5 protein-coding genes are annotated in these 15,591 nt (G+C 40.3%); all 5 read right to left on the bottom strand.

Translation table 11 applies throughout. The features are described from left to right. On the bottom strand, positions 1 to 1,414 hold a 1,414-nt coding region (locus JCM10596_RS30930; protein ID WP_148302653.1), incomplete at its 3' end, for a condensation domain-containing protein. Then, positions 1,369 to 3,849 carry a non-ribosomal peptide synthetase gene (locus JCM10596_RS20310; RefSeq protein WP_025028679.1) on the bottom strand — a complete coding sequence of 827 codons (2,481 nt, stop codon included), beginning with the start codon at positions 3,847 to 3,849 and terminating at the stop codon, positions 1,369 to 1,371. The genes JCM10596_RS30930 and JCM10596_RS20310, both read right to left, overlap by 46 nt. Then, on the bottom strand, positions 3,846 to 7,196 hold the full coding sequence (locus JCM10596_RS20305) for a non-ribosomal peptide synthetase (RefSeq protein WP_025028678.1): 3,351 nt from the start codon (positions 7,194 to 7,196) through the stop codon (positions 3,846 to 3,848). Before JCM10596_RS20305 ends, JCM10596_RS20310 begins: the two co-directional genes overlap by 4 nt. 38 nt (positions 7,197 to 7,234) lie before the next feature. Then, positions 7,235 to 14,119: a hybrid non-ribosomal peptide synthetase/type I polyketide synthase gene (locus tag JCM10596_RS20300; RefSeq protein WP_025028677.1), complete on the bottom strand. Its 6,885-nt coding sequence runs from the start codon at positions 14,117 to 14,119 to the stop codon at positions 7,235 to 7,237. A 31-nt stretch (positions 14,120 to 14,150) separates the two neighbouring features. After that, positions 14,151 to 15,566 (bottom strand): aminotransferase class I/II-fold pyridoxal phosphate-dependent enzyme, encoded by a 1,416-nt coding sequence (locus JCM10596_RS20295; RefSeq protein WP_025028676.1) that lies wholly within the window; start codon positions 15,564 to 15,566, stop codon positions 14,151 to 14,153. Positions 15,567 to 15,591: the final 25 nt, after the last annotated feature.

The following is a 15,591-nucleotide window of genomic DNA, read 5'->3' as shown; positions in this document are numbered from 1 at the left end:
TTACCTCTAGAGCAGGTAAATCAGGTTCTCGTTTGGTGACATAGGCATTGTACAGCTCATTAAATTCTTTCATCAGATTCATGGAGGAGGTTTCATCCCAGATAATATGATGACTCACAAACATAAATAGAAATTGTTTATGAGGAAATTCGATTAATTTAGTATAAAAGAGTGGACCATTTTCAAAATCAAACACTTGGTTAGCATGAGCATAAGCTAGCTCCTGCGTTACCTTCTGAATCTGTTCGGCAGGAATATGAGTATAGTTTTCATAAATAGCTGAGATACTTAGACCCATTTCTGGCTTGATTCGAAGAAGAGGTGTTCCATTATCGTCTGTAAAACAAGCACGTAGAATCGAATGACGTTGAACAAGAACTTGCCATGCCCACTCAAATGCCTCTACATTCATATCACCATGAAACATGACGTCAAAGCTAACGTTATAAAATGGATTTTCCGGTTCTAGATAATGTAGATACCACTCTGGAAGCTGCACAGGAGCTAATTTATAATACTCCTTTCTAGGCACTCGCACTATAGGACGATCAACGATATGTTGTGTATTGTTAACCATCTCGTTTTCCGTTTTTGCCACTTCGTTTTCTATGACAGAGGCTAGTTCACTAAGAACAGGAGTAATAAAGATTTGCTGTAGAGCCATCTTAATCTGATAGCGTTCTCGAATGCGATTGATCACTTTCACAGCACTAATTGAATGACCACCAATGCGGAAGAAGTTATCGTCTACATAGACATGCTCTAAATCAAGCACCTCACTCCAAATCGTGGCAATGTGTTCTTCGACTTGTGTGCTAGGAAGGATGGCTTCCCTGTTCCCACCCTCTTCGACTTTCAAGGCCTGTAACGCGTGACGGTCGATTTTTTCACTTGTTAAAAGCGGCATCTTCTCAATACATACGCAAGTTGTCGGAATCATGTAATATGGCAACATGTCACGCAAATAATGCTGTAATTCATCACCTTTAAGCTCCTGCTTACTGGTGTAAAAAGCAATAAGTGTGTTCTCTCCATCGGCTGATTTCTTAATAATCACAACAGCCTCATCTATTTTCGGATGGGTATTCAAAGCGCTTTCTATCTCGCCTAACTCGATGCGAAAGCCTCGAACCTTCACTTGAAAGTCCATTCTGCCGAAAAATTCAACCGTGCCATCAGGCATCCAGCGCCCTAAATCTCCTGTTCGATAAACACGTGAATAAGGAGCTTCTGCGGTAAAAGGATTAGGAATGAATTTCGCACTTGTCAGTTCAGCGTTTTTCCAATAGCCCTCTCCAACTCCGATCCCGCTTACCCATATTTCTCCCTTCACACCGATAGGAGCAAGCTTGTGATACTGATCAACAATCATGATCTGCAAATTAGGCAGAGGTTGTCCAATCGGAATACGCAAGACTCCCGGTTCGACGGTCCTGTCATCAAATGATGAGTAACATCATCTGAACACTCAGTAGGACCATACGCATTGACGAGCTTAATATCTGGATAGAGCTCAAACCAACTATTTACTAGTTTAGTTGGTAATTCTTCGCCGTTTGCTATCATCCAGCGCAGTCTCTCCAAGTCCCTCTCTTCTTTTCTTAATCCATTCACCGTATCAAGGAAAGCAAATAATAGAGTGGGGACTGTTTCAACTACGGTTACTTTTTCTTTTTGTAAATGCTCTAGCAAGAGCGAAGGATCACGAGCTACTTCAAAGGAAACAATCGATGTCTTTGCACCCGTAAGAAGGGCAACCAATGCCTGCCAGACAGATACATCGAAGCTAACAGAAGCATTTTGCACAACCACATCCTCTGCACCAATATGTAAGCTCGAAATCTTGGCATATAAGTGATTAATCATTCCATCATGACGAACCAAGGCTCCCTTAGGCTTCCCTGTGGAGCCTGATGTGTAGATCATATACGCTAGATCGGTTGATGTATTCGGGGGCTCGATATTCTCGGTACTATATCTAGTAAGCTCTGCACAAGTAATTAGATTCATATGATCGCTTTGATCCTTTTCTATCTCATCCATGCAGATTATTTTTCTTTCTATTTCATCAATGTGGAATACACGTTTTACAAAAATAGATTGCGTAATGAGCACTTGAGCTTCACTATTTTGCAAAATATAGGTGATACGCTCATCTGGCAGATTTGGATCCACTGGCACATAAGCTGCGCCACTTTTGAAAATAGCGAGCATAGCTGTTATCCAATCCAGATTCCGTTCACTCATTACTGCAACAAATTGATTGGCTCTTAGCCCTTGAGAATGTAAAAGATGAGCTAACCGGTTGGCACGTTCGTTAAGCTCCTGATAAGTCAATTCTACTCCCTCAAAGCTAACTGCGATCTGGTTTGGTGTCTGAATGACTTGTTCTTCGAATAGAATCTGGAATGGAGCATGTATAGGAAACTTCTCCTGCCAAGGATTAAAGTGTGCCAAAACTTGATTTTTTTCCTCGAAAGTAAGCATCTCAATCTCGCCTATTTTTTGCGCAGGAGATTCAATCACCTGGGAAACTAATTGAATAAAATGACGACTTACTCTTTCCATCGTTTCTTTGTTAAACAAGGCTGTACTGTACTGAATATAGCCATCTATTTTTCCTTCGGTTTGAAAAAGCTCAAATGAAAAGTCGAATTCTGAGTAGTGAATGTGTTCTAAAGACTTTTCAAAGGACAGAGTCATGCCTGGGGTTACTTGTATTTCCGCATGCTTGTCCGTTCGAAGCGTATGTACTTCAAATAGAACGTCAAATATCGGATGACGGCTAAGATTCCGCTCCACACCTAAATCATCAACAATTCGATCAAAAGGATATTCTTGATTCTCATTCACTTCATAAACCGTTTGTTTGACTCTCTGGACCAAATCCTGAAATGTTTCTTCTCCCTTCACCTGATTTCTGACAGGTAAAGCATTGATAAAACACCCAATCATAGTAGCGACATCAGGATGAACACGCCCTGAAAGGGAAGTACCCACTATGATATCCTCATTTCTTGTATACTTGGCGAGCAATATAGTAAAGACCGCAAGCAAAAACATGTATAAGCTAACATCCATTTCCTCACACTTCTGCTTAAGCTTGCTCATCAGTTCGCCATCAATGATCAGTGGAACCGTCCTACCCTCGAACTTTTGGATTGAAGGTCTAGGAAAATCATGTGGAAAATTAAGGTCTGGCAATTCACCAGATAGCTTATTCAGCCAATATTGGCGTTGCTCTTCCATCTCCCCGTCCTCTAGTAATTCATTTTGCCAATGAGCAAAATCGCTGTATTGAATCTCTAGTGGTTCTAAAGGATTGGGTAATTGCTGATCAAAAGCATGGTAGAGTCGCACGAAATCAGACATCAGAATATCAATGGACCATCCATCAGCAATAATATGATGACCTACAATGAGACAAACATGTTCATACTCAGAGCGTTTATATAAGGTTACTCTCAACAGAGGGGCTTCACCTAGATGAAAAGGTTTGTTTAATTCCGATACAATGAGGTCCTGTAATGTCTGATTATGTTTATTGTCGCTACTAAGATTCACCATAGACACGTTAAAAGGAACTTCAGGATAGACTACTTGTAAGGGCGTTCCATTTTCTTCATGAAAACAAGTACGTAATATTTCATATCGATTTACGATCTCTTGAAAAACCATTTGAAATGTCGTCACATTAAGTACCCCTCGTAGAGTAAATGCAGTCGAAACATGTGACATGACGTTCCCTTGATTTTCTTGAACAAATTCTAATTGTTCCATAAACCAAAAACGCTTCTGTGTATGCGAGAGATTATATCTACTAATGGCTTGTTCTGTGCTATTCCTCATCGCTCTTGTACCTCTCTTTTAATTTCTATTTCTCTTTCCAATTGATTTCTTATATCATGAACCAACTGCTTAACGTTTGGTGTTTCAAACATCGAATAGTGGTCCCCAGCTGAAAAAGATAGCTGAACCTGACCGTTCGTTAGAGGAGACCACAAGTGAACGATCTCTTCTTCTGTCCTATCTCCATTGCGAACAAAACTCTCGTCCAACGAAATAAAGAGATGAATATCTGTATAGATACGACCCAAAGGCAGATATTGACGAAATGCCAGTCCATTCACCGCATACAGACGCATTTTAGACAAGGCAAGCTCTTCATCTACACCTTCCTCATCTACCATTTCATGACGGAGAAGATCTCGACATTCTTGGAGCTGTTCTTCTTCACTCAATCTCACAAAACGCTCTCCATCCTCTCCCAATTGAATAGCAAATCGAACTAGTGGATCTAGATGACGATATTCAGGATTGGGAATCAAACGCTCCTCTTCAGCTAAAGGAGCGATATCAAAGACAGCTAGATAAGCCACTTCCTTTCCTAGATCCTCAAGCTGCTTGACCATCTCGAAAGCAACCAATCCACCAAATGACCATCCACTCAGATAGTAAGGTCCTGTTGGTACTTCGAGAAGCATGGCTGCCACGTAGCGCTCGGCGATTTGTTCCACGGTCAATTCAGGAATGTGCCCTTGATCATACCCTTCTGCTTGAAAAGCATAGACGGATCGAGCTGATCCAAACTCCTGAGCGAAATGGACAAAATGGAGAATACCTCCCCCTTGTCCATGTACGATAAACAAGGGCGGAATAGAATCCTCCCCTTGATTAAGAAGGATAAGGTTGCCTTCAGACGCTTCAACCTGACTGCGTAAAATTTTACACAATGTAGAAACCGTAGGATTTTTAAACAATAAGGCAGGTCTGGCATTATAGTCAAAATGTTCTGAAATTTTTTCGCTTAGGATTAAAGCATTTAGCGAGTGACCGCCTATTGTAAAAAAATTATCATAGATACTGATGGGACTAATTTGTAGCACTTCCTCCCATAACTCTACCATTTCCTTTTCTAGTTGATCTTGTGGAGCACAATATGGTTCTGTGTTATGGAGTTGGGATAGCATAGATTCTGGTTCTGGTAGAGCTTGATGATTCACTTTGCCATTTGAAGTAAGTGGCATTGCCTCAATCGGTATAAAGTAGCTCGGTAACATATAGGCTGGGAGCCTCTGTCCCAAAAATTCACGCAGGCTAGATACCACCAAATCCTCTTCAGATACAATATAGGCACAAAGATATTTCTCAGCCTGTCCATCATCTTTGGCAAGCACAAGCGCTTCTTTAATTTGATTGTGCTGTAAAAGTTCACTTTCTATTTCACCTAATTCAATTCTGAAGCCTCGTATTTTAACCTGATGATCACTGCGTCCAACAAATTCAATATTCCCGTCTGGTAGCCATCGGGCTAAGTCTCCTGTTTTATACAGCTTCTCGCCTGGAAGATAAGGGTGATCTATGAATTTTTCCGCTGTTAGTTCTGGACGGTTGAGATACCCCCGAGCTAAGCCAACTCCTGATAGACATAATTCTCCCACTACCCCTGTAGGCTGTACCTGCTTTTGCGAATCCATGATATAAATACCCATGTTAGGAATCGCAGTTCCAATTGGAATCGTCCGATTCCAGACAGAGGTTTGTTTTGGAGCTATCCAAGCAGTTACAAAAACAGTCGCCTCACTTGGTCCATACACATTAATATATTGCACTCTGTTACACCATTTTTTATACAAGTATTGTGTAGCCTCTGCCCCGCCCGTGATTAAAAGAGCTAAAGACTGAAGGCGAGCAGGCTGTAGATGTGTCGCATAAGAAGGTGTCAGAACAGCTACAGTAACCTCCCAATCATTCAGATATTGTTCAAATTTGCGGTGGTCATATATCGTATCCTTCGATACCAGAATGAGCTTAGCTCCAGTAAACAACGCCATACCTATCTCTAAAATAGAAGCATCGAAGGTCAAGCTGGCAAATTGAATAATACGATCTTCAGATGTTATACCTAGAACCTGCTCAGTAAAGACTTTTAAATTTGCCATTCCTCTGTGCTCCACCATAACCCCCTTCGGTTTTCCCGTTGTTCCAGAAGTGTAGATCACATAAGCAAGATGTGAAGGTGTCGTATTCGTCTTTATATTCGTAAGCGTTTTGTCATAGATTTCTGCATCATCCAAACAAAAGAGCTTTCCTGCAAAGTTCACTTGATGCTGAAGGCTCTGCTGAGTCAATAAAATTTCTGCTCGACTATCAGCCAAAATATAATGAATCCGCTCGTTTGGATATTCTGGATCGATGGGCACATAGGCACCGCCAGCCTTTAGGGTTCCTAAAATCCCTACAATCATGTCCAGTGAACGGTCGAGCATGATCGCTACTAACTGCTCCGATCGTAATCCTTGGGCTTTTAGCGTATGCGCCAATTGGTTAGCACGCTCGTTCAATTCCTGATAGGTAAGGCTTTCTTTTCCGAACACAAGTGCTACTTGATCAGGAGTTCTTTGCACCTGCTCTTCAAATAATTCATGGATTGTTTTATTCGGATAAGCTACCGTCTCCCCCTTTAATCTAGAGAGCAATGCTTGCTTTTCAGAATCCACTACTAAAGAAATGTTCGTAATAGATACCGCTGAGTTAGATAAGATCGAGCGAAGAATTTGTACAAAATGTGTAAAATAGATCTTGAGTGAAGCTTCGGCATATAAAGTAGGATTATAGACAACTCTTGCTTGGAGTCTTTCTTGATCCTTTGCAAACATGATCGTTAAATCCGCTACTTGAGATTCTACGAAGGCAGGATCATGGATAGAATCAAGCGAAACCACCAGCCGCGTCCAAGGAGGATGCTCTGCTAGATCTATCACCCCCAATTCATCAAACAAATGATGTAAGGGAAACGCTTGATGAAGATAGACCTCGGTCAGGTTTTTCTTCACTTCCACGATTAACTCCTTAGCTGATTGTTTTGGTTCCAGTCGGGAAACAACTGGAACCAGCTTCGAAGTTGGATTATAGGAAGGAACCCCGATTCCTACCTTCTCAGCATTGGTATATTTATGCAACCATATTTTTGATACAGCTAATAAAAAAGTGTAAATCAATACATCGGAATGTTTACACACTCGCATCAATTGATCTGTTACCTCGGAATCTATTGATAATTGTAGATCCTTACGAGCAACGACTGCTTCTGAAGAAGTAAAATCGGTCGGTACCATAGGGAACGTTGGTTCACTTTGAAATTGACTAAGCCAATATTGCCTATGTGCCAACACCTCTTTATCGTATACTATCATTCTATTTTGCACCTTCTCTCTTTACACAGCTCATTTTCTTACCCAATTGGTTTTGCCTTAGGAATCATTTTTTTTCTTTGAGTCTTTGGTTCTGGTCCCTTGAGTGAATCATAGATATACTGACTCAATGTTTGAACCTGGTCATACTTGAAAATCGTGTTTGCGTCTAAAGTTAAAGAAAACAAATTAGATAATTTCATGGTGATATCGATTCCTTGAATCGAATCTCCACCTAGGGCAAAATAGCTTTCAGTAGGATCTAATTCCTCCTCTTCCTCCAGCTCTAATATCTCCCTCCATGTTTCCGAAACAATCGTTACAATCTGCTCTAACGTCATAGCCTCTAGGTCCAGCGAAGAGCTTGTTTGTGCCGAAGCAGCTAGTAATTGTGAGTTAATATCAAACAAAGAGAGCTCTTTTAATTCTTGAATATCTTCTTGATTCAAGCCACTGATAAACGCATGGCTAACATTAGCATTGACGAGGGCATGAAAAGCAGAAACACCTTCATTCCGATCAAAACCTATGACAAGTGGGGATAATCTTTTGATTTGCTCTATTTGAGATTGAGCAGATCCCACTCGCTTCACATCACCCATCCCTGTATTCTGCCAGCCACCCCAATTGATAGAAATATACTTCTTACCCAATTGGCGCTGTAACGAGGCATAGCTATCTAAGAATGCATTAGCAAACGTGTATGGGGCAATCATTTTTTCTGAAATCATCGCATCCACTGAAGAAAATAGAACAACAAAATCCAAATAATGTCCGCGAAGCAATTGATCTATGTTTAAAATCCCTTGAATTTTAGCCTGACAAACCCTCTCATAATCTTCAAATTCAGTATCTAGCAGTGCGGTTGGCTTTCCTATTATTCCCGCTGTATGAATAACCCCATCTATTTTTCCGAATTGAGCCGTTATCTTATCTACAGCTTGTCGCAACTCCTCTACATCGGACACATCAGCCTGGTAATACAACACTTCTGTTCCAAGCTGTTGACATTCCTCTATCGCTTTTAATTGATCTGTACTTAGCTCTTGCCAAGAAGTGCGTCCTAGTAAAAGCAGACTTACCTTATGTTGTCTGGCAATCGATTGACAAATCTCTAGAGAAATTCCACCTGTACCTCCTGTCACAAGATACACTCCGTTTTCTCTAAACGCAGCCCGCTTAGGAAGTGAGTCTAATGACAAAGGTTGTAATGTCTTCACATAGCGCCTGCCATCCCGATAGGCAACTTCACGGATAGAATGATTCCCTTTTATCTCACGAACGATTAGCTGAGCCATTTCTTCTAAGGGACCATTCTGCCAATCCATATCAATACAATAAGAACGCACGTGCTCTAACTCTCGGTGAATGGAGCGATGTAAAGCAAGTGTGAAGCTTTGCAACGGATTCACAATAGGGTCATTTTCTAGAACATTAAAAGCTTGAGTCGAGATAAAATAAGTATGAATAGGATGCTGGTGCTCAGTGACAAGAGTAGACAAACTCTTTACCAAATGAAGCGTAGGAAAATAACACTGAAGAGTCTGTTCTTTCCACTGGTTCAGGACTTCCACTGGCGAGTTCAGCATCTGACTGTGTTGAAGAGTAGACAAATCAATCACTGTTTCAATTGTGATTCCATCTTCCTCTAATTCATCGGTTAATCGCGAAAATTGGCTTGCTTCGTTTGGATTTATTTCATAACGATCTACAGCCCATTTCTGATAATACTGACCATAATAGACCTGAATAACATGTTGGCCTTCATTCGACAATAAAGATAATAATGGTGGAAAGTTTTCTTCCTGATTCATAACCACTAGGATTGAACCACTAGTACGCATTGCACCATCAATGGATACTTTTGTTTCTTTCCAGATGAAATGATGGAATAGCTCTTCATTGATCTGATCCAACGCATTTGTTTTTTTCGTAAATAATGCTGAAGAATTCGTCTCCTGTACCGCCTTCTCGAACCAATACGATTTGTTTTCGAAAGGATAGGCAGGTAACGGAATGGTTCTTCCTTTCTGAATGCTCTCAAAAGGAAGGTTGTATCCTTCTTGATACAGCTTAGAAAGCTGAGTTAACGCCTCTCGGTCATACGCTGTAGACAATCTTTGCAGAGAGTCTGCAAGGATAGCAGCATCATTCTTTTGAGCAGAAGTTATCTGATATTCCTTTTTCTCCGCTTCTTCTAGGGCATGTCCTAACTCTTCTTTATCTTTTACAACGACTGAGAAACGATAACGTTCATGCGTTCTACGACAATTAAGAGTGTAACTAATATCCTGAAGCGAGCTTGATTGATTTCGAGTGATATAGTCGATTAAATCTCGTATTTTTTTCTTTAAAACATTCTGATTAGGTGCAGATACGGTGATCAAATGATAAGGCTGATTCGATTCTATCTTCGATTGAATCCGAGCATCCCTAAATTCCTCTACGACCACATGAACGTTCGTACCGCTTAAACCAAAGGAACTAACCCCTGCGCGACGTGGATGTCCTTGCTTTTCTTCCCAGTGTTGAACACTTGTATTGACATAGACAGGTGAACGTTCAAAATCAATAAAAGAATTGGCCTTTGTATAATGAAGCGAGGGTGGAATGATTTTATGTTTTAAACTTAACGCTGTTTTGACAAGCCCTGCCAGCCCAGCTGCACTATCTAAATGTCCGATATTTGTTTTTACTGAGCCTAAGGCAATCCATTGTTTTTGATCTGTGAAGGATTGAAAGGCTTTTTGAATCCCTTTAATTTCAATAGGATCCCCTAGCTTCGTTCCCGTTCCATGCGCTTCTATATATGAGATCGTGGTTGGAGCGATTTGCGCATCCTGCCACGCGCGTTTTATGGTATCTGCTTGGGCATCTGCACTAGGTGCTGTAATCCCATTTGATCTTGCTCCATCCTGTACTACTGCGCTACCTTTTACTACCGCATAGATATGATCATTATGTTCCACAGCTTTCTCTAATGGTTTGATCATAATACAGATCGTTCCTTCTCCACCAATCGTCCCATCTGCGTCATCAGAAAAAGCTCGGCATGTTTCCGTAGGTGAAACAATTCCTGATTCCATCGCTGATTCTTTTTGTACATGATCAATTTCGATATGAATTCCACCCACTAGAGCGGCTTCACACTCCCCATTACGCAAGGACTGAATCGCTGAATGCAAAGCTACCAAGGAAGAAGAACATGCTGTATCAATCACCATGGAAGGTCCATTAAATCCAAAACGATAAGATATTTGACCTGCCAAATTGGCTGGTAAATTGCTGGCTAATAATTCATCTACCTTCACATCTAGGTATTTGTAATAGCTTGGTAAGACAGACGCCATGAATACCCCAATATGTTGATTCATCAGTTTATCACGGGAGTATCCTGCATCTTCAATGGTCGAATGAACCGTTTGAAGCATTAGACGTTGATTGGGGTCCATTATTTTTGCTATCTTTGGTGAGATATTAAAATAATGGGGATCAAATTGATCGATTCCTTCGATATATCCGTATCGAAGGTATTTCTTAGATGAGCTTTTAGCAGGATCTAGCTCTTTTCTGGATGTAGATATTTCCTTGATACTTGCTTGCCCTTGCAATAATAGCTGCCAAAAATCTTCTAGTTGATCGGCACCAGGCAATTTCGCACTGATCCCAATGATCGCGATATCCTTCACTGAGTGATGCTCACGAGATACGTCCTGCTCTTCAATAAACTCAGATTTTTGATTCTGTTCATTGGTTATTGTGGCAGAGGATTCTAGGATAAAATCGGCTAGATGTGCAATGGTATTGTAGGTAAACAAATCGCTAATTTCTATTGATAAATCGGGAAATTCTTTCTTTAGCTTATTAAACATACGCATAATCAGGATAGAATTGCCCCCCGCTTCAAAAAAGCTGGTTTGCATTCCTACTTGTTCGATTCCAAGAGTTTCTTTCCAAATATCAGCTATTTGCTGATCCAAATCATGCCTTGCCACAGATCCATCCGCTGGCTCTTCATTCCATACGAGTTCCATCTGCGCCAAGTACTTACGATTGATTTTTCCATTAGGCGTAAGTGGAAACTCATCGAGTTCGTAGTACATCGCCGGAAGCATATAATCTGGTAATTGCCCAGCTAACCATCTTTTGACATCCTGTTTATCAAGTTGAAGCTGTGATGTAACAAAAGCACATAGAAGTTCTCCCCTTGCTGGATCCTTTCGTGCTACAACAACAACATCTACGATCTTTGGATACTTACGCAACACGTTTTCAATTTCCTCTACCTCAACTCGGTAGCCTCGTATTTTCACTTGATAATCTATTCTACCAAGAAAATCAATGTTTCCATCTTCTAACCAGCGTCCAGCGTCCCCCGTCTTATACAGACGTTCCGTCATGCCATCCAAAGCATAGTGCACAAACTTTCCATTGGTGAGATCTGGTTTATTTAGATACCCTCTTGCCAACCCAATTCCACCTATACAAATTTCTCCTGGGATACCAATTGGGCACAAATTCCCTTGAGAATCAACAATATACATGTGCAGATTGCTTCTTGGCTTACCAATCAGTGATAATTCCCCTTCAGAATTCCCATCAAAATGATAAGTGCTTGCCACCACTGACGCTTCAGCAGGTCCATAACCGTTAATGATCCTACCTGTATTATTGAGGTAGGTTCTGCACTTTTTCACTAATTCAATAGGAACATATTCGCTCCCTAAGGATAAGCAAGTCAAATGTGGAAGAAATGGCAGCTCATCCGTTTCATAAATTTGTTCAAGTAAAATATTCATGACGACAGGAATCTCATCTATATTATTTATTTTATTCGCTTTCAGATACTCCAAATACTTCCTTGCATCCTTCCTTACATCGGGATGAAGCAAATGGAGCGTTCCACCAGAAACAAGGGCTGGGAAGATTTGCAGAATGGAGCTATCGAAGGCAAAAGAATTGGATAACAACACCTGATACCCTTCTCGATGCTCATATTCCTCTACTGCCCACTGAACAAACTCAACAAAGGATTGTTGCTCGATCATGACTCCTTTCGGCTGACCTGTCGAGCCTGAAGTGTATATCACATAGGCTAGATCATCAGGAGAAGATTGCGCCTGAATCTCGTCAGAAAAAGGAAGCAGGCTCTCCTCATCATCTATGAGAATCTGTTCTGAGAGCATATGAGATAATGCACTTTGACAGTTGCGTGACGTGATGAGCACCTTTGCTTGGCTGTCTTGTATCATATAATGGATTCGGTCAGTTGGATACTGAGGATCAATAGCTAGATAGGCTCCACCAGATCCTAATACCCCCATAATAGCCACAACCATATCAATGGACCAATCCAACACGATTGGTATAATATTTCCTTCCTCGACTCCTCGATCCCGCAACACACCTGCTAACCGATTCGACCGCTCGTATAGCTGCTTATAAGTGATTGATTCTTCTTGAAAAATCACTGCTTCTAGTGAAGGAGCCTTTTTTACTTGTTCTAGAAAAAGCTCATAGACGGTTTGATTCATTGAAAAGCCCTGAAATGTTTGATTGAATTCAGATAGAATCTTCCTCTTTTCCCAGTCTGGAAGAATTGATAGGTTTTTTACCTTTTCCTCCGGTTGACTCATCATTTGAGTTAATACGGTTAGAAAATGCTGAACCATTCGTTCCATCGCCTGACGTTCAAAAATACCAGATTTATAATCCAGCTTCAATTGTGGTTCTCCAGCTAGCAGAAAGGACACCGTCAAATCATAATGATTGGCTTCCCATTCGGTATAGTTAGTAATCTTAAAATCTCGATTCTCCCTCTCAGCTAAGGTTTGATCAAGGGGATAGTTCTCAAAAACCAAGATATGATCAAATAATGATTCGGTCCCTCTCAGGTTGGCTGCTGAATGTATCTCAGTAAGAGGAGTATAATGATAGTCCTTACTGCTAATTAAATAACCATGCACCTCTTTCATTAGCTCTACTACCGTTTGCTCAGATGCTATTTTGATTCTTATAGGAATCGTATTAATGAATAACCCAACGATTTGGTCTACCTCTCTAATATCTTCAGGACGACCTGAGACGGTAAGACCAAAAGTAATATCATCACTCCCGCTATATCGTTGTAGAACCATTCCCCATGCTGCATTTAAAATGGAGTTCAAGGTTACATTATGTAATTGAGCGAAATGTTTTACTTTAGGCATCACCTCGCCGAGAGAGAAAGAAACGCTATCCATTTTGATCATCTTTTCATCTCTATATGCTGTATAGGGAAGTTTTGTTGTCCTCTCCCATTGATCAAATTGCGCTGCCCAGAATTCTTTCGCTTTCTTTCCATCCTGTTGCTCTAACCATTTAATGTATTCTTTATATTTTGTTTTGAGTATTTTCTGTTCACCTTTTCGATCCTTCGCTATTAGATCGTATTGATTGAACCATTCACTTAAAAATATCCCCAGTGACCATCCATCCATCACGATATGATGAAAATGAATCAGCATTCGATATTGCTTCTCCCCTACCAGACACATCGAAATACGAAGTAGAGGACCCTCAGTCAGATCAAAGCCTTTTTCCCTTTCTGCTGTTTGGATCTGGTTTATTTTTTCTTCACGTACCTCTTCAGGATCATTCAATAGATTGTGTTTCGTAATACTATAACTCATTTGCCGTAGAATGATTTGAACTGGATGACTTAGCTTCTCCCATTTAAAAATGGAACGAAGACACTGATTCTCCTCTACAACCGCATTAAGGGCACGTTCAAGATGAGGAATGGATAGCTCCCCTTCAAGATCTAAGGCAATTTGACATACATAAAAAGAGTGGTGAGGATTTTTCAAACAGTGAAATAAAATCTCCTGCGTCGGGGTTAGTTTAAGAATATCCTCAATTTGCTTGGATAGCTCTTTTTGCACCATGAAGATTCTTCCTCCTATCTAGAAAAATTAGTTACACATGATACGTAAATATGTCTTCTATCTTTCCTAAATGATTCATGATATTTTCAACATTGTCATGAAGTAGCGTAATACGAAACCAAATCTCACCTGCTTCTTGCCTCATTCCAAAAACATTTCCTGGAAGCACACCGCATTTGGCTTTATTAAACAGAAATTGAAAGAGATCATCATCACTTTTAAAAGAGTAATCAGGATTCATTTTAATAAAAAAGACATTCCCAATATTTTGGTTTGTATAGTCGACAAATGCCGTGGAACCTTTGACATATTCCGTTACCTGCTTTAAAGCTTGCTCTTGTATGCCATCGGATTCCTTGATTCTAGACTTATACTTAGGGAACAGTTCAAGTCGGCACATATTTTCAAAAAGCCGATGCTTATCTACTAGCTGACTCCAGCCAAAGATTCCTCTCGAAAAATAACTCATATCATCATAGGCTGGTTCTAATTGAGTAAGCTCAAGATACTTACAATATAAATTAAGAGCAAAATAGACAAGCGATTGCGTATTTAAACTATTTTCAGTCGCAGAAATCACGTAGCGATACTTGTCCATTAATTTAGGATCACCAAACCAGTAGCCTGTTCGATAACCAGAATAAAAAGGAGTATCTTTCGAACAGCCATAAACTTTAACAACATAATCCAATCTATCAGTAAGGTTAAAAATCTCTGTAAAAGGACGTGTCCTTGGAAAAACTAAATCCTGATAAATGTTGTCCACAATCAGATAGATCTCATTTTCTTGACAAAGCTCCACAATTTTCTTTAACTCCTGTACACTAGCCCCTTCGTATGTTGATTGAGCAGGATTATTGGGATACGTAATGATAACAGCCATTGTATTCGATCGAATGGCACTTTTAATCTCCTCGAAGGTAGGAAGAAACTCATTTTCTCTTTGGGCATACACATAACGTGGCTGAACTTTGCCATGTAAATTAGATAATTGTGCCGTATACACTGTGTAATTCGGTAGAATAAGAACAACTTCGGGCTTCTCTGCTCTTTCAGCATTCTGATTCACCTTGAGAATAGAATGAATGACACCATTCATTACATTTGTACACCCATTCCCACATCCCACTCCCGCTTGGCTGACCATAGCCTGTATCGTTTCCTTCCTTTCCGGAGCCTGTTTTACTAATCGAGCATACTCTAAGGATCGAACTAATTCATTTAATTCCGTATAACCATCTGGTGATGTATAGCCCGGTTCAATAGGATGAAAGCTAGCGATATCTTGCATGGTAAAAATCTCAGGAAATAGATTAATATTAAAATTCATATTATCTAGTACATGAATGTTCTCTCTGCGATCAAATATCATACTCCAGTACTGAATGAGCCTCTGGTACATTTCTAATTTTTCCATGTCCTGTTGATAATAGGTTGTCAGCGACATTCACATTTCCCTTTCTTTATTCATC

The sequence above is a fragment of the Caldalkalibacillus mannanilyticus JCM 10596 genome (assembly GCF_000615945.1).
Taxonomy (GTDB): Bacteria; Bacillota; Bacilli; order Caldalkalibacillales; family JCM-10596; genus Bacillus_AT; species Bacillus_AT mannanilyticus.
The sequence above is the reverse complement of the archived record's forward strand: the minus strand, read 5'-3'. Positions and strand labels throughout refer to the sequence as shown.